General features: G+C 44.5%; 28 protein-coding genes and 1 riboswitch. Of the genes, 13 read left to right on the top strand and 15 right to left on the bottom strand.

Annotated features, from left to right (window positions below):
- The first annotated feature begins 10 nt into the window (after window positions 1-10).
- Window positions 11-361 carry a VOC family protein gene (locus DMO16_RS13345; RefSeq protein ID WP_129477983.1) on the top strand — a complete coding sequence of 117 codons (351 nt, stop codon included), beginning with the start codon at window positions 11-13 and terminating at the stop codon, window positions 359-361.
- A gap of 44 nt (window positions 362-405) precedes the next feature.
- Here the strand turns inward: DMO16_RS13345 and DMO16_RS13340 are convergent, their stop codons facing one another.
- Entirely contained in the window at window positions 406-1,209 is an 804-nt protein-coding gene (locus tag DMO16_RS13340; RefSeq protein ID WP_061974710.1) for an SDR family NAD(P)-dependent oxidoreductase, read from the bottom strand.
- A 94-nt stretch (window positions 1,210-1,303) separates the two neighbouring features.
- On the opposite strand from DMO16_RS13340, the gene DMO16_RS13335 reads away from it, so the two are divergent.
- A complete protein-coding gene (locus DMO16_RS13335) occupies window positions 1,304-1,855 on the top strand; it encodes an N-acetyltransferase family protein (RefSeq protein WP_425590039.1) in 552 nt (183 codons plus the stop codon).
- A 41-nt stretch (window positions 1,856-1,896) separates the two neighbouring features.
- Here the strand turns inward: DMO16_RS13335 and DMO16_RS13330 are convergent, their stop codons facing one another.
- Window positions 1,897-2,958, bottom strand: coding sequence for a P1 family peptidase (locus DMO16_RS13330; protein ID WP_129477981.1), 1,062 nt, complete (start codon window positions 2,956-2,958; stop codon window positions 1,897-1,899).
- Between the two features lie 294 nt (window positions 2,959-3,252).
- On the bottom strand, window positions 3,253-3,570 hold the full coding sequence (locus DMO16_RS13325) for an AbrB/MazE/SpoVT family DNA-binding domain-containing protein (protein WP_061974706.1): 318 nt from the start codon (window positions 3,568-3,570) through the stop codon (window positions 3,253-3,255).
- Window positions 3,571-3,809: 239 nt separating this feature from the next.
- Here DMO16_RS13325 and DMO16_RS13320 point away from each other — a divergent pair, with 239 nt between their 5' ends.
- Together DMO16_RS13320 and DMO16_RS13315 are read left to right on the top strand one after the other, a co-directional pair.
- Complete coding sequence (locus DMO16_RS13320) at window positions 3,810-4,721, top strand: SDR family oxidoreductase (protein ID WP_129477979.1); 912 nt, start codon at window positions 3,810-3,812, stop codon at window positions 4,719-4,721.
- Window positions 4,722-5,153: 432 nt separating this feature from the next.
- Window positions 5,154-6,053, top strand: coding sequence for a DMT family transporter (locus DMO16_RS13315; RefSeq protein ID WP_338082340.1), 900 nt, complete (start codon window positions 5,154-5,156; stop codon window positions 6,051-6,053).
- A gap of 192 nt (window positions 6,054-6,245) precedes the next feature.
- Here DMO16_RS13315 and DMO16_RS13310 read toward each other — a convergent pair whose 3' ends face one another.
- The 3 genes from DMO16_RS13310 to DMO16_RS24330 form a co-directional block, all read right to left on the bottom strand.
- Window positions 6,246-6,827, bottom strand: coding sequence for a TIGR00730 family Rossman fold protein (locus tag DMO16_RS13310; RefSeq protein WP_129477977.1), 582 nt, complete (start codon window positions 6,825-6,827; stop codon window positions 6,246-6,248).
- A 21-nt stretch (window positions 6,828-6,848) separates the two neighbouring features.
- A complete protein-coding gene (locus DMO16_RS13305; protein ID WP_241840676.1) occupies window positions 6,849-7,136 on the bottom strand; it encodes a VOC family protein in 288 nt (95 codons plus the stop codon).
- A gap of 173 nt (window positions 7,137-7,309) precedes the next feature.
- Entirely contained in the window at window positions 7,310-7,462 is a 153-nt protein-coding gene (locus tag DMO16_RS24330; RefSeq protein WP_164988921.1) for a hypothetical protein, read from the bottom strand.
- A gap of 222 nt (window positions 7,463-7,684) precedes the next feature.
- Window positions 7,685-7,874: riboswitch (Lysine riboswitch) on the top strand.
- Between the two features lie 95 nt (window positions 7,875-7,969).
- On the opposite strand from DMO16_RS24330, the gene DMO16_RS13300 reads away from it, so the two are divergent.
- The 3 genes from DMO16_RS13300 to DMO16_RS13295 all read left to right on the top strand — a co-directional run bounded on the left by DMO16_RS13300 (window position 7,970) and on the right by DMO16_RS13295 (window position 10,108).
- Complete coding sequence (locus DMO16_RS13300) at window positions 7,970-9,421, top strand: amino acid permease (RefSeq protein ID WP_061974694.1); 1,452 nt, start codon at window positions 7,970-7,972, stop codon at window positions 9,419-9,421.
- A 116-nt stretch (window positions 9,422-9,537) separates the two neighbouring features.
- A complete protein-coding gene (locus DMO16_RS24325) occupies window positions 9,538-9,789 on the top strand; it encodes a hypothetical protein (RefSeq protein WP_164988920.1) in 252 nt (83 codons plus the stop codon).
- On the top strand, window positions 9,725-10,108 hold the full coding sequence (locus DMO16_RS13295; protein WP_129477975.1) for an MEDS domain-containing protein: 384 nt from the start codon (window positions 9,725-9,727) through the stop codon (window positions 10,106-10,108). Before DMO16_RS24325 ends, DMO16_RS13295 begins: the two co-directional genes overlap by 65 nt.
- Before the next feature lie 50 nt (window positions 10,109-10,158).
- Here the strand turns inward: DMO16_RS13295 and DMO16_RS13290 are convergent, their stop codons facing one another.
- Window positions 10,159-10,695 carry a hypothetical protein gene (locus DMO16_RS13290; protein WP_129477973.1) on the bottom strand — a complete coding sequence of 179 codons (537 nt, stop codon included), beginning with the start codon at window positions 10,693-10,695 and terminating at the stop codon, window positions 10,159-10,161.
- Window positions 10,696-11,045: 350 nt separating this feature from the next.
- Between DMO16_RS13290 and DMO16_RS13285 the strand changes: the two genes are divergently transcribed.
- Window positions 11,046-11,495, top strand: a complete 450-nt coding sequence (locus DMO16_RS13285) for a hypothetical protein (protein ID WP_129477971.1) — start codon at window positions 11,046-11,048, stop codon at window positions 11,493-11,495.
- Entirely contained in the window at window positions 11,483-11,779 is a 297-nt protein-coding gene (locus DMO16_RS13280) for a YxcD family protein (protein ID WP_129477969.1), read from the top strand. Before DMO16_RS13285 ends, DMO16_RS13280 begins: the two co-directional genes overlap by 13 nt.
- Before the next feature lie 15 nt (window positions 11,780-11,794).
- Here DMO16_RS13280 and DMO16_RS13275 read toward each other — a convergent pair whose 3' ends face one another.
- Window positions 11,795-12,292, bottom strand: a complete 498-nt coding sequence (locus tag DMO16_RS13275; protein ID WP_129477967.1) for a PaaI family thioesterase — start codon at window positions 12,290-12,292, stop codon at window positions 11,795-11,797.
- Between the two features lie 166 nt (window positions 12,293-12,458).
- Complete coding sequence (locus tag DMO16_RS13270) at window positions 12,459-13,424, bottom strand: helix-turn-helix transcriptional regulator (protein WP_129477965.1); 966 nt, start codon at window positions 13,422-13,424, stop codon at window positions 12,459-12,461.
- Window positions 13,425-13,522: 98 nt separating this feature from the next.
- Here DMO16_RS13270 and DMO16_RS13265 point away from each other — a divergent pair, with 98 nt between their 5' ends.
- Both DMO16_RS13265 and DMO16_RS13260 read left to right on the top strand, forming a co-directional pair.
- Window positions 13,523-14,050, top strand: coding sequence for a dihydrofolate reductase family protein (locus tag DMO16_RS13265; RefSeq protein ID WP_129477963.1), 528 nt, complete (start codon window positions 13,523-13,525; stop codon window positions 14,048-14,050).
- 251 nt (window positions 14,051-14,301) lie between these two features.
- Window positions 14,302-14,907, top strand: coding sequence for a class I SAM-dependent methyltransferase (locus DMO16_RS13260; RefSeq protein WP_129477961.1), 606 nt, complete (start codon window positions 14,302-14,304; stop codon window positions 14,905-14,907).
- A 39-nt stretch (window positions 14,908-14,946) separates the two neighbouring features.
- Here DMO16_RS13260 and DMO16_RS13255 read toward each other — a convergent pair whose 3' ends face one another.
- Window positions 14,947-16,449: an NCS1 family nucleobase:cation symporter-1 gene (locus DMO16_RS13255; RefSeq protein ID WP_061974677.1), complete on the bottom strand. Its 1,503-nt coding sequence runs from the start codon at window positions 16,447-16,449 to the stop codon at window positions 14,947-14,949.
- Between the two features lie 219 nt (window positions 16,450-16,668).
- Here DMO16_RS13255 and DMO16_RS13250 point away from each other — a divergent pair, with 219 nt between their 5' ends.
- On the top strand, window positions 16,669-17,739 hold the full coding sequence (locus DMO16_RS13250) for a threonine aldolase family protein (protein WP_129477959.1): 1,071 nt from the start codon (window positions 16,669-16,671) through the stop codon (window positions 17,737-17,739).
- Between the two features lie 47 nt (window positions 17,740-17,786).
- Here the strand turns inward: DMO16_RS13250 and DMO16_RS13245 are convergent, their stop codons facing one another.
- The gene (locus tag DMO16_RS13245) at window positions 17,787-17,942 is read right to left on the bottom strand and encodes a DUF1540 domain-containing protein (RefSeq protein ID WP_074440614.1); all 156 of its coding nucleotides are present in this window, start codon (window positions 17,940-17,942) and stop codon (window positions 17,787-17,789) included.
- A 410-nt stretch (window positions 17,943-18,352) separates the two neighbouring features.
- Here DMO16_RS13245 and ypfJ point away from each other — a divergent pair, with 410 nt between their 5' ends.
- Entirely contained in the window at window positions 18,353-19,192 is an 840-nt protein-coding gene (ypfJ, locus tag DMO16_RS13240) for a KPN_02809 family neutral zinc metallopeptidase (RefSeq protein ID WP_129477957.1), read from the top strand.
- Window positions 19,193-19,232: 40 nt separating this feature from the next.
- On the opposite strand, the gene DMO16_RS13235 is transcribed toward ypfJ, so the two are convergent.
- The 4 genes from DMO16_RS13235 to DMO16_RS13220 all read right to left on the bottom strand — a co-directional run bounded on the left by DMO16_RS13235 (window position 19,233) and on the right by DMO16_RS13220 (window position 22,495).
- A complete protein-coding gene (locus tag DMO16_RS13235; protein WP_129477955.1) occupies window positions 19,233-20,732 on the bottom strand; it encodes a sodium:solute symporter family protein in 1,500 nt (499 codons plus the stop codon).
- Window position 20,733: 1 nt separating this feature from the next.
- Window positions 20,734-20,934: a DUF3311 domain-containing protein gene (locus DMO16_RS13230; protein ID WP_425590038.1), complete on the bottom strand. Its 201-nt coding sequence runs from the start codon at window positions 20,932-20,934 to the stop codon at window positions 20,734-20,736.
- Window positions 20,935-21,337: 403 nt separating this feature from the next.
- On the bottom strand, window positions 21,338-21,877 hold the full coding sequence (locus DMO16_RS13225; protein ID WP_129477951.1) for a histidine phosphatase family protein: 540 nt from the start codon (window positions 21,875-21,877) through the stop codon (window positions 21,338-21,340).
- Between the two features lie 24 nt (window positions 21,878-21,901).
- Window positions 21,902-22,495, bottom strand: a complete 594-nt coding sequence (locus tag DMO16_RS13220) for a TetR/AcrR family transcriptional regulator (RefSeq protein WP_061974649.1) — start codon at window positions 22,493-22,495, stop codon at window positions 21,902-21,904.
- Window positions 22,496-22,521 lie beyond the last annotated feature (26 nt).

The following is a 22,521-nucleotide window of genomic DNA, read 5'->3' as shown; positions in this document are numbered from 1 at the left end:
AGGAGAAATTATGAAACTTGCATTTTTATATTACCCGGTTACTAATTTGGAGGATTCACTCGCATTCTACCGTAATACTTTTGGATTTGAAGAAGCCTGGCGGGAGGGTGAGCATACGGTGGCTCTTGTGCTGCCGAATTCTGATGTTCGGATGCTGATTGAGGAGGATGAACAGGAACTGTCTGCTGGCGGGGTATTTTTAGTAGATAGTGTGGATGCATTTTATAAAGAACATAAGGAATACATGACGTTTGTAAAAGAGCCGTTGGATATTCCCCTCGGCCGCTATGCCATTTGTAGGGATATATCAGGCAACTGCTTGAGAATCATTGACTTTTCAAAAGAAAAAGCAACAGTATAAAAAAAGGCATGACCTCTATTTGGCCGTGCCTTCTTCAATTGTTCCTATAGAACGTTTCCTCCGGAGATCTTGACCGATTCCCCGACAATGTTTTCGGCTGCGCCTGTGAGCAGAAAGACTATCGTATTGGCCACCTCTTCAGGGGAACTGATCCTTCCGGAAGGAATTCCGGCTTCTGCTTTTTTTAGCTGCTCCTCATAGCTTCGACCGAATTTTCTTCCTTTTCGGGCGATGCTGTCACGGCCCATTTTTGTATCGACATATCCAGGGCATACGGCATTGACCTGAATGCCGCGCTCGGCTGCTTCAACCGCCAATGACTGAGTAAAACCGATGAGAGCAAACTTGGATCCCGCATAAGCACTGCTGCCGGGTGTTCCTCTCAGACCTGACAGGGAGGAAACATTTACGATGGTTCCTTTTTTGGGCTTTTTCTCCAGCATGTGCCGATAGACAAGTTGTGTGAAAAGGACCGTTGAAATAAAGTTCAGCTCCAACACTTTTCTTAAATCGTCTTCCTTTAAGTCTTCCAAGACGCCGCCACCGGTGATTCCAGCTGCATTCACAAGACCCGTTACCGGTCCGATTTCGTCAATGGCTCCTGTCAGCAAGCTTTCCCGTTCTTCTTCCGCATCAAGGTCAGCACTGAACAGATGAACGGAATTATTTGAATTCAATTCCTCACACTTCCCTTTGAGTGTAACGAGTTTGTCTTCGTTACGTCCGGTAATGGTTATATTGGCGCCTGCTGCTGCACACGCCAGGGCAGTTTCCCAGCCGATGCCGCCTGTCGCGCCTGTTATAATGATGTGCTGATCTTTTAGCGCGTCTTTTGAAAAAATGGTCATCTGTTTTGGCCTCCTTGTCGTACTGTTACTAATTTACATTTTCCCTATCTTGGTGGACTAAAAACTTCATTTGGAAGAGGAGAGCAAACCTACTATGCAAAAATGCAGCGTGAACGGAATGATTATTAGAAGACCGGAAAAGGCAGATCAGGAGGAATTGAATCAGCTTTTTATAACGGTCATTAAACATACGTTTAAAAAGGAAGGAATATCCCATCTGACAGAAGAGATGGAAGAGGAAATGATACAGAAGAAGGATTTCCTGCAGAGAGATTTCACCCGTAATGGAGAAGAGTATTATTTTCTGATTGCCGTTGATGTTCGCGAGAAAAAAATGATTGGAACCATCTCTTACGGACCAGCCAATGCGCTGATCATCAATTGTACAAACCGAGCGTTGAAAGATTGGCTGGAGATTGGAACAGTGTACGTCCATCCGGACTATCAAAAACAGGGAGTAGGAACAGCTTTGTTGAATCACCTGTTTGCTGACATGAAGGGAAAAGGAATCAATCAATTCTGCCTGGACAGCGGCTACAAACAGGCTCAAATGGTATGGAGAAAAAAACTAGGTGAGCCAAAGTACGTTATGAAGGATTATTGGGGAGAAGGAAGCCATCATATGATTTGGGCCGAAAATATTTAACTTCCTCATCTATCAATGGATGAGGAAGTTTTTTATGGTCCTTATAACTCAATATGAAATTGATGTAATAAATCTTTAAAAGCCGGCCGTTCGTTGCCGTCTCTGCCCACGGCATGGGTAGCGGTTACCAGCGAATTCAGCACTGCTTCTTCCACGGCTTCCCCAACTGCACGGAAGGCGGTATCCATATCCTCTTCATGTATCACGGGAATGGATAAACAATCATCCGGCTTAGTGTGTGGTATTTTTATAGCGGTTGAAAATCCAATGGCAATTTCACCACTGCCATGCGTAATAATGGATCCGGTTCTTGAAAGCCCTGCAACAGATCGCTTGATGATTCGGTTCAGCTGCCGCTCTGACACAGGCAAGTCCGTGGCAATGATGATCATGATGGAACCCTTGTCTTTTTCCTCCCACGATTGCAGAAGGGCTTCTTTTAATTCCTGGCCAATCATCCGCCCGTTGATCATAAGATCACTTAATATCCCAAAGTTGGATAATAGGAGTGCACCAATGGTGTACGTGCCATGATCGAGCTGAAAAGTGCGGGAGGAGGTGCCGATGCCTCCTTTTAAGGAATAACACAGCATACCGGTTCCCGCGCCGACACTGCCTTCCTCAAACTCCGTTGAAGCGTTATGTATCCCTTGAAACACGTGCTCCTTCGTTACATATTGAGCGCGTATGTCATTCAGCAGCATATCGTTGCATTCCCCAATGACCGGGTTCACCGTTCCTGTGGTGCGGCCAATCTCTGGGTTGTGCTCCATTGTATATTGAATCACTGCATCAGCAGCGGTTCCAATACTAAGAGTATTGGTTAATACAATCGGGGTTTCAATCACGCCCAATTCCTGCATTTGAATTGTGCCCATCGTTTTTCCAAAGCCGTTGATCACATGGCAGGATGCAATGAGCTTCTCTTTAAAAAGATTGCCGGGATGGGGGAGAATGGCTGTCACCCCGGTCTGAATGCTTCCTTCGCTGAGCGTTACATGGCCTACTGTTACTCCTTTCACATCAGTAATAGCATTGTGCTGCCCCGGTTCCAACCGTCCGATTTGAATTCCATAGTCGCGTATCCGTTTTTGATGCTGCATGTTAATTAGCCGCCCTTCATAACCAAATTCTTTCTTTACTATTATAAAACTCTTTCTGTTAAACGGTTATACGCACTTTAAGAATGGGAAGGGTTCTATGTACAAATAAGGGGAGATTTTTACGTTTTTTTAATAATTGGGATTCGGTTGTGAACACATGGGTTACTGGCGTTCTGGCCTACATTGGCCTGGTTGCCTTAGCTTGCGGCTTTACTCATGGCGCAGGAGGGGTTTGGCGAGCAAAGATTAAGTAGCAATCAAAATAACATAAAGAAAAGAGCAGCTCTGATTAAATCAGCTGCTCTTTTCTGTCGTTACTGGGACAACCAAAAAGGAATTCTCGTCCTGGTTGATGTAAAGCTGGTGCAAGCAGCATTCCAGTTCATCGTCGATGGCTTTGGGAATGGTGATGACGCCTTTTTTATTGATCTTGATGAATTTTGGCGAAAAGCCAGTAGTGTTTTTTTTCTTTGTAATGATGATCCTGTTGTTTTCTTTATGTACTGACAATAGGTCATTTTCTGAGATGTTAAATTCTTCTCGCCATTGTATAGGCAACAGCAATACACGGTTTTTTCGGGGCATATAGTATTTATCACATTCAACAATCAATTGGCATGCTCCTTTGTCAGGAAATGTTATTTAAACTTTACCATATTTTGCGAATATTCAAAAGGAATAAAAACGTTTCACTTAGCCGCATTGATTTTTATGCACAAAGTATTTTAAAGCAGCCAAGGTTTTAAAAAAAAACGGACATGGAACAGGGTGTAAAGAATAACAGTTTATATATGACAGAGGATGTCATCCTTTAGTGATAGAGTGAAGGAAAAAGCAAGGAGGCAGATACTGTGAAACCTTTGGAGGGAAAAGTGGCTCTGGTGGCAGGCGGTACGAGAGGAGCAGGACGGGGAATAGCGGTGGAACTGGGTGCAGCTGGAGCGACCGTCTATGTGACGGGGCGTACCACACGAACCGAAACTTCTGAATACGGGCGTCCTGAAACCATCGAAGAGACGGCAGAACTGGTAAATAAAGCAGGAGGAACGGGTATTGCTGTGCAAACCGACCATCTTGTGCCTGAGCAGGTGGAAACCTTGATTCATCGGATCGAAAAAGAACAGGGAAGATTGGACATTTTGGTTAATGATATATGGGGAAGCGAGCATCTGGCAGAGTGGAATACACCGGTATGGAAACACTCTTTGGAAAAAGGGTTCCGGATGCTGCGCCTGGCGATTGATACCCATATTATAACCAGCCATTATGCGTTGCCGCTGCTCATTAAAAACAAAGGAGGCTTGGTGGTTGAAGTGACAGATGGAACAGAAGACTATAACAAAAACAATTACCGTCTTTCTTTGTTTTATGATTTTGCAAAAAATGGAGTTATCACAATGGCAAAAGCATTGGCGCATGAACTTTCTCCGTATGGTGGTACGGCAGTATCGCTTACCCCTGGCTGGCTCCGCTCGGAATTGATGTTGGAGACGTTTAGGGTAACAGAGGAGAATTGGAGGGATGCCGTAAAGACAGAACCTCATTTTGTCATCTCAGAGTCACCGCGTTACATCGGACGGGCTGTTTCTGCACTTGCTGAAGATGCCAAGCGTCATCGCTGGAATGGTCAGTCTCTATCAAGCGGCCAACTGGCGAAGGTTTATCATTTTACGGATGTCGACGGAACCCGGCCGGACTGCTGGAGGTATCTTGTGGAGGTAGAGGCGGCCGGGAAGCCCGCAAATACCGAGGGATACAGATGAAAGATTGATAGTTACGTTATGGGAAAACAGCACATTTTACTCCATTATTCTCACCAACTACCAGATTTAACATACTCTATTAAGAGATTAGAAGATTCGTATCTTCGTCTCGATTTGAGAGTAAGGAGGTGATCATAATGTCATTCCTCCAGCACCGTTCTTGTGGATGTTCATCTCATAAAAAGAAATCCAAACGTTCTTCCAGTTCTTCTAGCTCTTCTAGCTCTTCTTCAGAGTATGTTCTTAAATGTAAGAAGGTAAAAAAAGAGAAAAAGAAAAAGAACAGTTGTCATAATCGTTAGAGCTTATTTTAATTGAAAGACAAGTCGCCTATTGGGCGGCTTTTTTTGATATAAAAAAAGGAGTTGTGATCGTAGAAAAGGAAATAGATAGAGTGGAGAGACGGTTCAGATTTGAAAAAATGAAGGTGAAATGATGAACGCAAAGGCTTTAAGCATGGCACTAATAACGATTATTATTTGGGGATCCACGTTTGCTGCTATCCGATATAGCCTGCACGGCGGTTACTCTGCGGGCCATCTGGTGCTTGTTCGGTATTTAATCGCCTCATTTGCATTTATTCTGTATGCAATTATGCCAGGGGTCCGATTTCGATTACCGAAAAAACAAGATATTTTGCGGCTGCTCCTGCTCGGATGGGTGGGAATCAGCATGTATCATATTGGAGTCACATTTGGTGAACAAACCATTTCAGCAGGTACGGCTGGCATGCTGATTGGAGCAGCCCCGATATTTACAGCACTTTTTGCTGTTATTGTATTGAAGGAACACCTTGGAATACCAGGATGGACGGGTTTGGCTATTGGTCTAACCGGAATTGTGCTGATCACATTAGGGAGCTCCTCGTCATTGACGGTTTCGGGCGGTGCCCTGCTCGTGTTAATGGCCGCAGTAGCGACTTCCGTCTTTTTTGTTTTTCAGAAGGCTTTTTTAACCCGCTATTCTCCTGTTGAGCTTACCGCCTATGTGACGTGGGCGGGCACACTGCCGTTTTTATGGTTTGCTCCCGGGCTTCTAGATTCCATCGGGCATGCTACACTGGAAGCCCATATTTCTACCCTGTATGTCGGCATTTTTCCGGCTGCGATTGCTTATGTTACATGGGCAATTGCTTTATCGGCAGGGAAAGCGAGCTCTGTGGCCAGCATGATCTATTTGGAACCGGGGGTTGCGATCCTGACCGCCTGGATTTGGTTAAGCGAGTGGCCAAGTACCTTATCTCTCATAGGGGGATTAGTTGCGATTGCTGGAGTACTTGTTGTAAATGGTTTTGGAAGAAAGCAAACAACAGTTGAAAAGAAATCAGCCTAAAAATAGGGGCAGCTGATCCGATCAGCTGTCTTTTTACTTTATTTACAGGTGTCGTTAGGGGAGATTGAGTTTGTTACTTGCGGTATTGGCAAATTTAATTGCGGTTCGACACGAAATAGTTGCATATCAGGTCATTTTCATAAAACCGTAATCCAAAAAGAGGCCGGACATGCCAGCCTCTTCAAAACTAATTTATGTACGATTCTCCGTCAGGTAGCTTTTAATGCTAGGCGGGGAGTAGGAGCTGAATTGATCGAGAAGATCCTTGGGTTCAGCCGATGAAAGCACCATTTTATGATGCTTCTCCTCCATGAAATTTTCACTGGTCATATGGTTAAACAGCGAAAGGAGCGGGTCATAATAGCCGTTGGTGTTAAGTAAACCGACCGGCTTTTGATGCAGTCCCAGTTGGGCCCATGTAAAAATCTCAAAAAATTCCTCAAGTGTTCCGGCCCCGCCTGGAAGAACCATAAAGCCATCGGCCAATTCGGACATTTTTGCCTTACGTTCATGCATGGAATCCACCACAACCAATTGGGTCAAGTTTTTGTGGGCAATTTCACGTTTTTTAAGAAATTCCGGCATGATGCCTGTGACCTGGCCGCCGTTCTTCATAACGGCGTCAGCGACCGCTCCCATCACGCCTGCACTTGATCCGCCATAAACGAGGCTAATGCCGCGTTCAGCGAGTTCTTTTCCCAGTCTTGCGGCTTCCTTTACGTATACTTCTGATTTGCCGCTCCTGGATCCACAAAATACAGCGATATGGTTCATATTGAAATTCCTCCTTTAGTTTTAACAGTTGCAGATCATCAGTACATTGCCGTCTTCATCTGTAAAATTGAAAAAGGCAACATCCCCGATGCGTTCCGTTTCTCTGACAATGGTAATATCGTTCTCTTTCATGAACTCGTAAGCTTCATCTACATCGGTTACCAAAAAATTAAACAGCGGGTGCTTTGAAGGGCTGAAAATAAAATCCGGGTCAAACGCGTGGTCATCCAGGGTTAAGCCTGTTTCGCCCGTAACCGGGAGATTGTATACCGGAGATTCGACGTGCTCCGGCGTTGGGAGCCCAAGCAGTCTGCTGTACCATTCTGCGGCTTTTTTTTAAATCAGTAACGTGAATAAATACGTTATTTACTTTACATGAGACGGGGGACAGAACTCGATTCAATTTCAATCGCTCCTTTCACATGATTCTCCATTTATCTATTTGACAAGAGCACTGTAAATCCTTTATAGCAGGAGAGGTTCTATTCAACCATTCTTGTATTCACATATCCAAGCAGTATGATGAATCCAATGAGAACGACAGGCATTAAAACGGTGGCCTGCAGATTTTCAATAAAGGCATAGGCCACTAATACAAGACCGGTGATTAGGTCGTAGCCACCAATTTTGGCCAATTTGTCCTGATCCCTTACCCGTTTTTAGTTAAAGCCGGATAAAAGCCACGTTTGGCCCTGTTCCCAGTCAGAAGATTTGCCTCATCTATAGAAAAGGTTCAAACGTACATTAATGCTGCAAAAGAGACCTTGGAAACAAAAAACAGTTGAACAGTTAATGTTCGTGTTTTATAATAGCAACTAGCGTCAACTAACTGGATATTTCAAAAATCCTCATCAATCCGATGAGGTAGAGGTCGCGGCTTTTATTAGTAGGACGTACGAGATGCAGAAAGACATCATAGACTCCGTGTGAAAGGAAAAGCTGCCGAAATTCATGTTTATCTCTGGAAATATGAATTGGGGCTGTTTTCGAAAAGGAACAGCACTGTCACGCTCACATTACCGGTGAGTGGGATGCGCTATCTTACGGAAGGCATGATGCGGGTAGAATAGAACTGCCGTCAAACTGCGTTTTGGCGGCTTTTTTTATTTCCCACTCCTTCCAAAATGAAAAGGAGTTTTTTTATGCAAAACACAGCAAAGAATTCAACACCAGCGGCTTCAGGAGAACTACAGCGTAAACTGAAGTCCCGCCACTTAACGATGATCTCGCTGGGTGGAACCATCGGAACCGGCCTGTTTTTGGCGAGTGGAGGCTCGATCCATACGGCCGGACCCGGGGGCACGCTTTTATCCTTCGTAGTCATTGGCATCATGGTTTTCTTTTTGATGACAAGCCTGGCGGAAATGGCATCTTACATGCCGGTGGCAGGATCGTTCAGTACCTATGCCACAAAATTTGTGGATCCTTCCGTGGGATTTGCCCTGGGCTGGAATTATTGGTACAACTGGGCGATCACCATTGCGGCAGAGCTTGCAGCGGTTACGCTCATCATGAAGTTCTGGTTTCCTGATACGCCTTCCTATATTTGGAGTGCGTTGTTTTTAGCAATTATGTTCTTATTGAACTACTTATCCGTTAAAGGGTTTGGAGAGTCAGAATACTGGTTTTCTCTTATTAAAGTGGTTACGGTTATTATCTTTTTAATTCTCGGTACGCTTATGATTTTTGGAATTCTCGGCGGAGAAGCCATTGGCTTTAAAAACTTTACTATTGGTGATGCCCCGTTCAATGGCGGATTCTTTACTACGCTCGGCGTCTTTATGGCAGCAGGTTTTTCCTTTCAGGGAACGGAGTTGCTTGGTGTGGCAGCAGGGGAGACTGAAGATCCGAAGAAGAACATTCCAAAAGCAGTCAAGAGTGTGTTCTGGCGCATTCTTTTGTTCTATATTCTTGCGATACTAGTGATCAGCTTAATCATTCCTTATACGGACAGCAGGCTGGCAAGAAGTGAAATCACCGTGAGTCCGTTTACCCTGGTATTTGATAAAGCGGGAATCGCCTTTGCCGCATCTGTCATGAATGCGATCATTTTAACCGCTGTCCTTTCTGCAGGTAACTCTGGTATGTACGCATCGACCCGTATGCTGTGGGACCTGGCACGTGACGGAAAAGCTCCCAAGTTTCTGGCAAAGCTGGATTCTCGGGGTGTTCCTGTTCCTGCGCTGATCGTGACGGCTGCAGTTGGAGCAGTAGCATTTCTTGCTTCCTTATTTGGTGACGGAGCCATTTATACATGGCTGTTGAACGCCTCGGGGATGTCGGGCTTTATAGCCTGGCTTGGAATTGCGATCAGCCATTACCGCTTCCGAAAAGCCTATGTGGCACAAGGAAGGGATTTGCGTGATCTTCCGTACCGGGCAAAATGGTTCCCGATTGGCCCGATATTCGCCTTCCTGCTTTGTTTCGTCGTTATTCTCGGACAAAATTATTCCGCTTTTACCGGCGATACGATCGATTGGCAAGGTGCGCTCGTTTCCTATATTGGTATACCCGTTTTCTTGGCCGTATGGCTTGGTTATAAGTTCAAGCACAAAACAAAAGTTGTACCTCTTAAAGAATGCGATTTTGAATAAGATAACAACAGGAGCCTGATCGATCGGTTCCTGTTTTCTTATTAAAATAAAGGATATTTTTCATTTTTGAAGAATTAACATATTAACATTTACGTCAGGCGGAAGGGGATACAAAATTGAACAAAAGCCTTACGCAGTTCACTCAACAGGAATCCATGCAAGGTCAAGGCATTCATGTCTTTTATTATTCTGATAAAGTGGAGGATTATATTCAAAACGCAGTGTCCTACATTATGGCGGGTATTGAGCAGGGGGAGTACATAGGAGTACATACTGTTTCTGGAAAACGAACGCATTTTTCCAATGATTCAAAAGGAATTGGAAAAAACTTTAACACCAAAGCAGATAGAGAGCGTGCATTTCATTAATAACTTTGATTTTTACTTCTGGAATGGCAACTTTTATCCGGAAACAATTTTATCCAAGTTCTCTGATATTGTAACCCCTTTAATCGAAAAGGATAATTCTGTCCGGACATGGGGTCATGTGGAATGGGGCTCGCAGGAGGAGCTTGAAGAGACGCTTGAAAAATTTGAAATCGAAGTCGATCAAATGCTCAAAAATGTAAAGGTCATTACGGTATGTGCCTACAATGCCGAGCGTGTTTCAGATGATCTTAAGGACAAGCTGATGAGATACCATGATTATTTTATGACTGATGAGGATGTTCGGCTTGTAGAGCAGTAACTGAATAATGAATAACAAAGAGACACGATTAGTTTTAAACGTGTCTCTTTTTATTGGTCGTGATAAAACAGCATACCGAGTACCTGAGGATAATGGTAAACGGGGTTATGCATAAATCCACGCCGTTTCACATTGCCTTTTCGATCGGATTTAAACAGGTTTTGTTTGCCGTTATAAAAACAGATGTACCAAATTTTCACCATTTGATAAAATTCATAGTAGGCTCTGTCAGACAGGGACAAGTCCCTTGGAAAGCCGATTTCATACAGGCACTCCATGAAAAAGGCTTCAGCGATTTGATCGGTTTCTTCGGAGATTTTTCCCCGTTCTACGTGGTACCCTCGTTTCTCCAGAAAGTGGCTGAATCCATTCAGTGTATTTCCACGGCACAGGAGAAGTTTTTCATCCTTTCGCACGTTTAATTTTTCCAAAAGAGACATGATGTGCTCTTCTTTGGATGTTCTGTCTGCCGTTTCCTGTGGAAGCGGGATATAAACGGCTGCATGCTCTCCTGTTTCCATCCGTCTTGCCGCAAATACTTCTCCCAGAATCGGACACCCGTTTCCGGCGTCATCAACTTCAATCATTAAAAACTCTCCCGTTGTCAGAATATCGTTGTTAGTTGGACTCAACTCCATTATACATAATACGTTGATTAAAAAAATAAACCGGACTAAAAACACTTGAAAAAAATTCCAAAGTTAAGGGGTTAACCATGAAAAAAGCCTCTTCTAGATAGTATAGTTAAATGGATCACATTTTAGAATGGAGGACATCCATGGAACCATTAAATGACAAGGTATCCTTCGTTATTCGGTGATTTGTCTCGAAAACAAATTTTAAAATTTTGGATTAAAATGAAACTTTTTGTTATCCTTACCGTATATGATAGAGGACAAGTTTTTTAGACTATAAAATGGAAGAGGGAATATAGAACATGTTAAAAAAGATGATTGCGGCTACCTTGGTCATGACGTTTGTATTGATGCCTGTAAAAGACATTGTTTTTCATGATCATGCCCAGACTGTAAGTGCGAAAGGCTATCGCTCGGGGGTTAAATCGTTCAATTCGAACAAAGGAAGCGGAAATTCATTTTTCCAAAACAAAAGTACCCAAAACAAACAGCAAAACAGCATTTTCAGCAAAAATAAAAGCACAGCTGCAAAATCCCAAAAAGGCGGATTCTTAAAAGGCATGATGTTCGGTGGTATTGCGGGTATGCTGTTTGGCGGATTGCTTGGTAATATGGGCGGACTTGGTTCGTTGCTTGGCCTCTTTATTAACGTGATCGCCATTCTGGTCATTATTTCTCTGATTACTCGTATCTTCTCAAACATAAAAAACAGCCGCCGCAAGCGTGAGGAGTATGATCGATGGAAACGATAATGCTCTCTGAGCAGGACATTATCAACGCCCTTTGTCTGCACCTTGCCAATAAAAAGGAAGCAGCTCCAGAAGACGTTGAGGTAGAACTGCTCTTTGATGATGATTATGGGTTTTCGGCTGAAGCTTACGTTGGAGGCAGAAAACAAGTGCTGATCGAAGCGAACATTATTGAAGCACTTCGTTTTTATCTGGATACACAGATGAATATTGATCCGATTTCCGCTGGTCTGGAATTGGTGCTGGACGACGAGGAAGGCATTGTTGCCAACGTCAGGGCCCGATAAATAAAACCACCACCCCTATGAAGGGTTGGTGGTTTTTGTTTGTTTCAGGAAGGAATCGGGCATCACGACTGCCGTCACTTCTCCTTTTACACAAAGAGTCTCACCTGCAAATACCTCAGTATGTACTTTCCACTTTTTCGGATGAACTTCTTCAAGTGTCCCCACAGCTTTTAAAGGAGTGCCATGAGGGGTAGGTTTCATAAAGTCCACCTTCAGCGAGGCTGTCACAAACCGCGGCGGTTCATGGCCATCACCAGGTTCATGTCCATTTTTCCGGTGCAGGCCAAGCGAGGCAGATCCTGTTCCATGGCAATCAATTAATGAAGCAATCAGTCCTCCATAGACAAACCCGGGAACAGCCGTATGTTCCGGCTGTGGAGTATAGATCGTCTCGGTCTTATCTCCATGCCATCTTGTTTTCAATTGATGGCCCTTATCATTTAGTTTTCCGCATCCATAACACCACGAATAATCATCGGGATACACATCCTGTACGGCCGTTTTTTCTGTCATCTGTGGTCACTCACTTTCTCTCAATTAGTCAGTATCCCTTTCCACAAAAGCGATTGAAAACCTTTATGTATTTATAAAAATAACAGAAGTAGATGTAGAATAACTTGCAGCCTCTGTCACAGTGGAACTGAACCCGTCTGGAATGAATTTCAGGCGGGTTTTTGGTTTATTGGTCATTTTCCAGCATTTCGATCAAAGATTTTGCCCTCGAATAAACGATCTCTTTTAGACGCATTGGCGATACAATTCTGATTTGGTTGCCAAATCCCAAACTATATTGAGCAGCTTCTTCTTCGGTATCAAAGCAAAACGAGGCGGGAATCCATCCATTTGGAAGTGAATCCTCCAGGTGGATTTGTTGCACAAAGCGCCCGGTAAACTTGATCCGGGAGAGGATCGAGGGAGAAAGCTCTGCCTCCACCTCGTAGGTAGGCAGGGACTGAATGAATTGCTGTGATGATTGTTCCCAAAATGTGGCGAGTCTAAAGTCTGCCGGCCGTTCAAACGTTTCATCAGTGAATTGGGCAGACAAGATTCTGGACGCACGGTAGGTTCGAATATCCCGGCCGACACCTGCGATGAAATACCATGTGCTGCTTTTGGCAACCAAACCAAGAGGAGAAACTATCCGTTCCCGCTGTTCACCATCGACCCGTTCATACTGGATGAGAAGCCTTTTGTCCTGCCAAAGCGATTCTTGCAGAATGGTAAAGGCGGTAACCTTCTCGGGTGATTGCCTCCATGAATTTGTATCGATATGGATCCGGTCCCAGACATCCTGGGCTTGTCCATGAAAAGAGGCAGGAAGCGAAGCCAGCAGTTTCTCTCGGGCCGAATGCCAGTCTTCACTAATTCCAAGGTCCTTCATCAGGTGGAGAGAAGGCAGGAGAAATAACGTTTTGATTTCTTCTGCTTTTAACCCTGTCAAATTGGTCTTGTAAGATTCAAGCAGCCGCCATCCGCCGGAGGTTCCTCGATCAGCGATCACCGGAAAGCCGGCAGAACTCAGGGCATCCATGTCACGGGAGATCGTCCGCGGATTGACTTCAAGTTCATTTGCCAGTTCCTTTGTAGTCATTTTCCCCCTGTTTTGCAGCAATAAGAGTATGGAAATCAGCCGGTCAGCGCGCATTATTTACCCTCTCTTCATTCATAATAAATATGACAAAGGATGTCATTATTCATTAGTATACTCGGATTGAACAAAAAATAGTGAAAGGGGAAAAACTAATGGATCAAAAAAGAAAAGTTGTGCTCTATATAGCGACGAGCCTCGATGGATTTATTGCGGGGAAAGATGATGATCTCAGCTGGCTTTCCAGTGTGGAACGGCCGGGAGAGGACTATGGCTATGCGGAATTTGTAAAAAACGTGGATACGGTCATTATGGGAAGGAAGACATATGATGTCGTGCTTTCCTTTGGAATCGAATTTTCTCACAAGGATAGAAAATGCTATGTCCTGTCCCGGTCAAAAAGTGGAAGTGATGGCCAGGTAGATTTCTACAATGGGGATGTTCGGGAACTCATTGATCAACTGAAGAAAGAGGAAGGAAAAAATATCTTTATTGATGGCGGCGCTGAAGCGGTCAAGGTATTGAGAGAACATGATCTCATTGATGAATATGTGATCTCCATTATTCCGGTTTTCCTTGGGAGCGGTATTCGTTTGTTTCAGGAAATGGACCACGGAAAAAAACTGACATTGGAATCGTGCGAAACCTTTGAATCGGGATTAGTTCAGTTAAGATATACGTAAATAGTTAATGGGGTTTATGAAACCATACAGTGGGTAAATCATAGCTATAATGGAAAAAGGAGGATAAACAGGGGATCATTTGAAATCTCTTATCTTAAAGTTTGTCATGGTTGAAGTGATGGTTTATATTGTTCTTGGAGCCGCCATGAAAGTTTCAATTGGAGACACACAGTCCCAACCTTTAATCAATCCGCCCTCTGCTATAGCAGCCGGGGGTTTTTCTATGTACAGTAACAGATAGGAGCAGCCAGATGAATGAAAAGGATTATGATCAATTGCTGAATATCACCACAAAAGGTGAGCAAAAGGTGTATAGTGTCACTTCCCATTATCACCGATACGAGCCTACCCCTTATGAAGCGCTGGAAGGTTTATTTCGTGAATACCGATTGGAGCAGGGTGACCGGGTGGTGGACTTTGGCTGCGGAAAGGGAAGAATCAGTTTTTACATCAACCATTTCTATCAGAATGCGGTGACTGGTGTAGAGGTGAATGAGGAATTTTATAAGGATGCGATGAATAACCTGGATGCTTATGTGAAAAAACACCAAAAGAGCAGAGATCGTATCCATTTTTATTGTGCTCTGGCGCAAGAATATCCCATTCACCCGGAGGATAACCGCTTCTACTTTTTTAACCCGTTTACGATGCCAATTTTCATGAAGGTCATCAACAATATTTTGCTATCCGTGGAACACTTCCCGCGTGAGGTGGAACTGATCTTATATTATGCGACAGAAGAGTATACCTATTTTTTGGACGACCAGACAGCCTTTGAATTGAAAGAGGAAGTAAGACTGCCGGGGCTTTATGACAGCAATCCGTACGAGAAGTTTTTAATCTACGTTTTAAAATAAAACAGGACCTGTCCCGGTGGACACGTCCTGTTTTTTCTTTTATTTGGCAAGACGCTCCATGGGGTCTGGAGCCTGAATCTGGGTAATGGCTTCGTATTCTCCAGGGCTCAGTACGCTTTGATCGTTTTTCATTAAATAGGCATAAGCGAACATGGAAATAAAAAGGCCGAATGTCCAGGCGTTATCCCACAGGAATCGAAGACCCGGCACGAGAAGTCCGAGAACGGGCACGGCTACTCCGATAATAAGCGCATATACACCATTTTTATTAAATCCAGAGGAATAATTGTACCTTCCGGCTGGTTCATACAGTTCTTTCAGGGCCATTTTTCTCCGGCGGACGAGCCAATAGTCGGCAATGGCAATCCCATCAATAGGGCCGAGGAGGGCCGCATATGTACCCAGCCAGCCAAAAATGTAATTTCCGAAATTGGACATGATGAACCACGGCTGCATGAGAATGGCGAACACTCCGGTTATCAGTGCACCAATGCCAAAGGTAATGCGCTTCGGATACAAGTTCTCAATGGCACGGGCTGGCGCGACTATGTTTGCGCCAACATTGATGGTTAGAGAAGCCATGGCGATGATAATGGTTCCTAAAAAGATGATGAACGGCGGGAACTTGGCAAGCAATTGAACAGGATCCCAAATGGCTGTACCAAAAATAACAACAGTTGCTGAAGTAACGGCGATGCCGATGAAGGAGAAAATGCTCATGGTGAGGGGAAGAGAGAAGCTTTGGGCGATCATTTGTGATTTCTGGTTTTTTGCATAGCGGCAAAAGTCCGGAATATTTAAGGCCAGTGTAGCCCAGAAGGCGATGACTCCGGTCAGTGTCGGGAAGAATACTTTAAGGAACTCACCGGTTGTTGTGAACTTGGATGGTGTGGACAAAATAGGCCCCCAACCGGCGTTGGTAAATGCCCAGATCATAAGAATTAAAGCTGATAACCCGACCACGGGCGCTGCAATTAAGCTGAGAACCTTAATCGCCTGAGGCCCTTTATAGGCTACACCCACGTTTAAAGCCCAAAATAAAGCAAAGATAATAGCTGTGTGCCCGGTCAGGTTTTTCCAGGCAGGGAAGGAAGCGGATAACAGAACATCAATAGCAGTCGTACCAATCCACGTGTTGATGCCAAACCAGCCAGCGGCAACAACGGCACGGGCCATGGAAGGAATATGAGCCCCTTTTGACCCGAACCATAACCTGGCGAACACAGGATAAGGAATGCCGAATTTTGTGCCGGCATGAGAGTTTAATAGAATCGGAATAAGAACAATCACGTTTCCAAGAAAAATGGTTCCAATCGCCTGCCACCAATTCATACCGAGCGAAATCATTCCGCTGGCCATGGTGTAGGCGGGAATACAAAGGCACATCCCAATCCACAGCGTGGCAAAGTTCAAGCCGGTCCAGGTATGTTCTTTTTCGGTTGTGGGCCGGAGGTCATCATTCCATAATTCACTGTCACTTACACTCTTGGTTGCTTCATCAGTCAGGGTTACAATACCATTTTGCTCAATTTGAGTTTTCATAGCGTACCTCCCTTTTTATGGCAAACCAAATCAACTGCATAAAACCTTCGTTGAAAAAAAGCAGCGTGCAGTCCTGAATCTCCCCTTTCCGCAAATAGTTCCAAACTTCGTTAAAATTTCGCCATATGTACAATAAAAACCTTCTTAAGTAAAATGAAAGAAGGGAAGAAAATCTACCAACCGGTCATGGGGAGGATTTATTCAGTGGGAGATATCTTTATGAAAGCTTTTAAACAGGCAGACTATCATGTGAACGGCCACGGGCCAAGAAACCTTCAAGTGCTGAAGGATGCCATAGAGGATTTGAATGGCGAACTGGAAAGCGATATGTATGGCAGGGGAAAAGTAATTGAAGAATTTCAGGAAAAGATGGCCGGCGTGTTGGGGAAGGAAGCAGCGGTGTTTTTTCCAAGCGGGACGATGGCCCAGCAGATTGCACTTAGGATTTGGTGTGATGAAAAAGAGTTGAAGACGGTAGCTTATCATCCGTTATGCCACCTTGAGATCCATGAAGAAGACGGGCTTAAGGAATTGCATCACATCATGCCAATTTTGCTGGCAGACGAGCACAGGGTGATCACTCTGGATGATGTGATGAATATAAAAGAAGAGGTTGCCTGTATATTGCTTGAGCTGCCGCAGCGTGAAATCGGCGGTCAGTTGCCGGACTACCATACTCTGGAGGAAATCTCGGCGTATTGCAGGGAAAAGGGCATCTTGTTGCATCTTGATGGAGCCCGGCTGTTTGAAGTGCTTCCCTATTATAAAAAATCAGCACAAGAAGTTTGCGCTTTGTTTGATTCCGTATATATCTCGGTATATAAAGGGATCGGCGGAATGGCCGGGGCGGTTTTGGCGGGAAGCGGGGAGTTTACCGAGAAATCAAAGGTATGGAAACGCCGGCACGGGGGGGACTTAATTAGTCTTTATCCTTACATTTTGAGTGCGGATTATTACTTTGATCAGCATATACATAAGATGAACCAATATTATGAAGAAGCAAAAGAACTCGCTGAATTTTACAACCATTGTTCTGGAATCACCACTCTTCCGAAGGTGCCGGTTTCTAATATGTTTCATGTCCATATTGAGGCCCGTAAGGAAGATATGGAAGCCATACTTGCACCGCTTTATGAGGAAACCGGGATCGGACTTACCGGGCATGTCAGAGAAAATGGAGAAAACGGCAGTAGCTTTGAGGTGAGTCTGGGGGATTTGTACAGCAGAGTGCCCAAGAACAGGCTGAAAGAAGCTTTTGCCAAACTGGACGAAAAAATGCAATCAAGATAAGCATAAAAAAACGGCACTCAATGCGAGTGTCGTTTCTTTGTGTTCCGCTATTCACGGTGCTCAAAGGTTTTACAAGCTGTCTCCGCTACGTTGTCCGCTTCTTCTCCGTGCATTCCGATAACATAAATAGAGTCTGCAACACACTGGTCGCCTTCTGCCCAATACTTACAGTTTTCCACATTGCATAGAACTTCAAGTTTCATGATTGCTTCCTCCTTTAATGGTTTTGTAACTCAATACCCTTATATTCGGTGAGCTAATCATAGGTAAAAAGGAATTAATTACATATGAAGAAAGTAAAAGAATAAGAGAAAAGGCTCGTACGGATTCATGGTTCCTTTTAGAAAATAGACGAGTGATTCTTCTGAATAATAGTTCCCTGCACTATAAAGCTTCAGGTGTTCCCTACTCTGAGTTCAAAAAGGATGTGGAAGAAGATCCACTCGTCGACTGAGGGATCAGTGGTAGAACCGGATTTCAGTAAACTTATAAAATGGTCAATCATCGGCGGAAGTTTGCTTGTATTGCTGGCTCTTTTATTTCTTTTACCTTTTAATCAGAAAAAATATGGGTATATTCACTAGTAACTGAACATGCAGCTGGGAGGATGCGTATGAAATGGCAAGGTAGAAGACAAAGCACAAATGTGGAAGACAGGCGTGGAATGGGGGGGAAAACTCTGGTTGGCGGCGGATTAGGCGGGATCGTTCTTGTGCTCGTCGTCATGCTGCTTGGCGGAAACCCGAGCGATGTGCTGAACAGCTTGAGCACGACAAGTACAGATAACTCTTCTGTCCCCTATGAAGAATCAGATCAGGAAAAGGAATTGGCTTCGTTTGTGTCGGTGGTTCTTGCGGATACGGAAGATGTCTGGAAAAAAGAGTTTGAGGAAGAGGGGAAGGAGTATAAAAATCCAAAACTGGTTTTGTATAACGGCACCGTTCAATCGGCATGCGGAACTGCGGGTTCATCCGTTGGCCCGTTCTACTGTCCAGGAGATCAAAAGCTTTACATTGATTTGAGTTTTTATCAGGAGCTCAAAAACGAGTTTCATGCACCGGGGGATTTTGCCATGGCATATGTGATTGCCCATGAAGTGGGGCACCATGTGCAAAATCTATTGGGAACGATGGATCAGGGCTCACGGCAGAACTTGAGCAAAACCCAAGCGAATGCCCAATCGGTGCGTGTCGAGCTTCAGGCTGATTATTATGCAGGAGTATGGGCACATGAGGCACAAGGCATGGACCTCCTCGAAAAAGGAGATGTAGAAGAAGCGATCAGGGCGGCCAGTGCAGTAGGGGATGATACTCTGCAAAAAAAGGCCCAGGGCTATGTGGTGCCGGAAAGCTTTACCCACGGAACCTCAGAGCAGCGGATGCGCTGGTTTAACAAAGGATTGAAGAACGGCACCATCGAAGGCGGCGATACCTTTCATGCCAAGAACTTATGATAACAAAAAAAGACCACCCGGAACACCGGGCGGTCTTTTGTTAAGCTCCTTTTTTGGCAAGGGAGGCTTCTTTTTGATTTTTGTTAAATAAGAACTCTTTTACCGGGTTGGCGTTGCTCTTTGCTTTCTTCACAAAAAGCGGATTAAGCACAACAACCGCGAGGAAATTCGCAGCGAGTCCCCAGAATCCTTCGTAGATGCCATAGGAATTGCCAGTGCCGTAGACCGTAAATGTTGTGGCCAGTCCAACAAGCAAACCAATGATTGTCGCTTCTCTTGTTTGGTTTTTCCAGAAAAGGCTGATGACAATCGCCGGGAAGATTTGCACCATGCCGGAAACACCGAGCAGTTGCAGGGAAACCAGGGCACTTGGGAAGACCAGGCCGAATAAAAGGGCCAGTCCGATAACAACAAATACCATACCCCTTGTAATCATGGTAAGACGGGAAGGTTTAACCTTGGGGTTAATCCAATCACGGTAAATGTTATTGGCAAACAGGTTGGATGCCCCGATGGCCATGATGGAACATGGAATCAAGGAAGCCAGGGCAATGGTTGAATACGCCAGCCCCTGTGCGACACCGCCATAAGATGACTGGATCAGCGTCAACAGGGCAAAGCGAGGATCCGTTCCCTTCGGAAGCACAAGAAAAGCGATGAATCCAAGGAAAATAACAAGAATAAGAACGATATTATAAAGCGGCAGGAACATCGCATTTTTGCGGATTGAATCTGCACTTTTTGCTGTGAAAACGCCGGTTGCCGCGTGTGCCCACATAAACAGGGCTAACGCAGAGACGAGTGATGCAGTGATGAACCAGGGAATACCCTTTGGCCCGTCGGTTGGTATGGTTAACAGCTGCGGTGCATCCTTAACAAGACGGTCCATCATCGGAGTCCAGCCTCCAAAGTGAATCATTGGAAGAGACACGACCATAAACAGCATGATGGCCCAAACGAGAACATCTTTTATAATTGCTGTGTATGTTGGTCCTTTAATACCGCTGAAAAAGGTATAAAGCGCCACGAGCAGGAAGGAAGTGATCACCACGACCTTTACATTGATAAAGCCGGTTCCTGCAACTTGCAGCGTATCCTGGATACCGCTGAGCTGCAAACAGATATATGGAATCAGCATGAGTACGCCGACGATTGCAATAAGAATAGATAGAAGCTTACTGTCAAAACGCTCTCTTGCGTAATCAGCCAATGTTGTTAATTTATGATGATTAGCCACCTTCCAAAGCTTTGGAAGAAAAAAGTAAGAGATAAAAAAGGCGAGTACAGAATACGGAATCGCAAAAAAAGCGAGGCTTCCTCCTGTATAGGCTGTACTGGTAAGACCCAGGAAGGTGTAGGCGGTATACAGATCCGCACCTACAAGAAACCAGACGAGCAGGCCGCCGAAGCGTCTTCCGCCAACCGACCACTCTTCTACAGAGCTGCGGACTTTTTTATCACGGCCGGAAAGGAAGCCGATGAGCACTACGGTTAAAATGATAAAAATGGTGATAGACAGTGCTGTTAAATTGCCTTGCATGTTACTCCAAGCCTCCCTTTGATTTCTGAAGTTGATAGATGCCATAGGTGCATAAAGGGGTTAAAATGATCCACAAAAATAACCAGAAGTGGAAAAATGGCAACCCAAAAACGATGGGGCCAATCTTGTTGACAAAAGGCAATAATGCCAGCTGCGCAACGAAAGGAAGCAGAACCAGTATAGTTAATATCCCATTTTTCATGATGACGAGACTCCTTCTACGGTGAATTCAATGTTCATTATCATACCAGCAAAAAACTGGCAGTACAAGGGTAATTGAGTAAATTGTTAAAATATTTCGTATTGAGCGAAAATGATAAGGCTTACATTGGTGGAGGAGGAAAATAATGCTCGGGGAGTACATCATTTATATCTGGAGTCTCTGGGTGGGCTGCTACTCTTCTTTTTTTAGGAATCGGGTATTTTTATTCAGGTGAAAAGGGCAGGGCGATGGACGTGATCCTGCTGATACAGGCCATCTTTTTAATCGCTTTTACGGTTACCACTCACCTTATTACGGTGATGAAGTTCGTTGGGAAACGCAAACCAAATCAACAAAAAAACTTCTGAGTTTCGACAAGCGAAAAACAGAAGTTTCTCATGTTTCAATTCTCAAATACATAGACTTTCCCATGTTCAATGTGCCGGCCAAGCTTAGGGCCTTTGTAGCCTCGCTTCAGCAGCTCTTTGCGCATGAACATCATCACACCGCCATGGCAGACAATTAAAATATTCTCCTCCTGATGCCCGGTGATACGGTCCACCGTATTTCTGATGTGCTGGAGAACCTCTTGTTTGCCAGGGTTCTGTGAGGGATGTTTCATCAGCCAGGCCATCCGGATAAATAAGAGATGAACGGGCAGTGGAAGCTTGATGTTTGAACGAAAGAAAGGAGAAAGCCTGATTTCTCTTAATTCATCCAAAAACGTAATCTCTCCCTTAAACGCCCGCCGTGCTGTGATTTCTGCCCTTGAAAGATTGCTCGAATAGCACGTCTTCCAATCTACTCCCCCAAGGTCAACTTCTGACTCTTCGACCCCGGAAGCATCATATTCATCCACCCACTTCATCAGGTCAGACGATGAAAAAAATCCGCTGGGATACCCCCTTGTTACTTTAAAATGACGCATTAATCCAATTCTCATCCACCATACCTCTATCTCTTTTTATTAGAGACGTGTAAACATCCTCATCAATAATTCCACCCGTGGAAGTTGAAATCCTTGTGTTTTAGGGATATTTAGGGTCATCAAACCGGATATGACGGTGAAGTAGCAGGAGATCAGTTCACTGATATCTCCCTCTGCCAGTTCTCCGTTTTTCTGACCTTCTTCAAATACAGGCTTCAGCATGTCGACATATACATCCATGGATGCATATTCAAGAAGCGCTTTTGCTTTTTCAGGCACATCATCTGAGGTTCGCACTTGATGCATAAGCAAAAAATACAACTGTCCGTCTTCATCAAGAATGATTTCGGTCAGCCTTGTTAACTTCTCAAGCGGGGACCCGGGCATCTGGTGAATCTGTTTTGTTCCTTCGATGGATCCCTGTATGGCGCGTTCCACCAGGGTGATAAACAATTCATCTTTAGAAGTAAAATACCGATACATAAGGCCTTGGCTGATACCGGCTTCTTCGCTGATCATGCTCATCTTTGTACCGATCAGTCCTCTGCGGGCAAAGACCTTGAGAGCGGCAGACAAGATTTGTTCTCTTCGTTCGTCACGTTTTTGCTGAAGCTGTTCTTCGTTTAATGGCAAATGTATTCACTCCTGTGGTTGCTGGT

Origin of the sequence: Fictibacillus sp. S7 (assembly GCF_004127935.1) — a bacterium.
GTDB classification, from domain to species: domain Bacteria; phylum Bacillota; class Bacilli; order Bacillales; family Fictibacillaceae; genus Fictibacillus_C; species Fictibacillus_C enclensis.
This window is presented reverse-complemented; position numbering and strand designations above follow the sequence as displayed.

Bases quoted from the DNA above. Each gene is read 5' to 3' on its own strand.
- DMO16_RS13345 (WP_129477983.1), top strand. From the start codon at position 11: ATGAAACTTGCATTTTTATATTACCCGGTTACTAATTTGGAGGATTCA.
- DMO16_RS13340 (WP_061974710.1), bottom strand. From the start codon at position 1,209: ATGACCATTTTTTCAAAAGACGCGCTAAAAGATCAGCACATCATTATA.
- DMO16_RS13335 (WP_425590039.1), top strand. From the start codon at position 1,304: ATGCAAAAATGCAGCGTGAACGGAATGATTATTAGAAGACCGGAAAAG.
- DMO16_RS13330 (WP_129477981.1), bottom strand. From the start codon at position 2,958: ATGCAGCATCAAAAACGGATACGCGACTATGGAATTCAAATCGGACGG.
- DMO16_RS13315 (WP_338082340.1), top strand. From the start codon at position 5,154: ATGATGAACGCAAAGGCTTTAAGCATGGCACTAATAACGATTATTATT.
- DMO16_RS13310 (WP_129477977.1), bottom strand. From the start codon at position 6,827: ATGAACCATATCGCTGTATTTTGTGGATCCAGGAGCGGCAAATCAGAA.
- DMO16_RS13300 (WP_061974694.1), top strand. From the start codon at position 7,970: ATGCAAAACACAGCAAAGAATTCAACACCAGCGGCTTCAGGAGAACTA.
- DMO16_RS13295 (WP_129477975.1), top strand. From the start codon at position 9,725: ATGATTCAAAAGGAATTGGAAAAAACTTTAACACCAAAGCAGATAGAG.
- DMO16_RS13290 (WP_129477973.1), bottom strand. From the start codon at position 10,695: ATGATTGAAGTTGATGACGCCGGAAACGGGTGTCCGATTCTGGGAGAA.
- DMO16_RS13285 (WP_129477971.1), top strand. From the start codon at position 11,046: ATGTTAAAAAAGATGATTGCGGCTACCTTGGTCATGACGTTTGTATTG.
- DMO16_RS13280 (WP_129477969.1), top strand. From the start codon at position 11,483: ATGGAAACGATAATGCTCTCTGAGCAGGACATTATCAACGCCCTTTGT.
- DMO16_RS13275 (WP_129477967.1), bottom strand. From the start codon at position 12,292: ATGACAGAAAAAACGGCCGTACAGGATGTGTATCCCGATGATTATTCG.
- DMO16_RS13270 (WP_129477965.1), bottom strand. From the start codon at position 13,424: ATGCGCGCTGACCGGCTGATTTCCATACTCTTATTGCTGCAAAACAGG.
- DMO16_RS13265 (WP_129477963.1), top strand. From the start codon at position 13,523: ATGGATCAAAAAAGAAAAGTTGTGCTCTATATAGCGACGAGCCTCGAT.
- DMO16_RS13260 (WP_129477961.1), top strand. From the start codon at position 14,302: ATGAATGAAAAGGATTATGATCAATTGCTGAATATCACCACAAAAGGT.
- DMO16_RS13255 (WP_061974677.1), bottom strand. From the start codon at position 16,449: ATGAAAACTCAAATTGAGCAAAATGGTATTGTAACCCTGACTGATGAA.
- DMO16_RS13250 (WP_129477959.1), top strand. From the start codon at position 16,669: ATGAAAGCTTTTAAACAGGCAGACTATCATGTGAACGGCCACGGGCCA.
- DMO16_RS13245 (WP_074440614.1), bottom strand. From the start codon at position 17,942: ATGAAACTTGAAGTTCTATGCAATGTGGAAAACTGTAAGTATTGGGCA.
- ypfJ (WP_129477957.1), top strand. From the start codon at position 18,353: ATGAAATGGCAAGGTAGAAGACAAAGCACAAATGTGGAAGACAGGCGT.
- DMO16_RS13235 (WP_129477955.1), bottom strand. From the start codon at position 20,732: ATGCAAGGCAATTTAACAGCACTGTCTATCACCATTTTTATCATTTTA.
- DMO16_RS13230 (WP_425590038.1), bottom strand. From the start codon at position 20,934: ATGAAAAATGGGATATTAACTATACTGGTTCTGCTTCCTTTCGTTGCG.
- DMO16_RS13225 (WP_129477951.1), bottom strand. From the start codon at position 21,877: ATGAGAATTGGATTAATGCGTCATTTTAAAGTAACAAGGGGGTATCCC.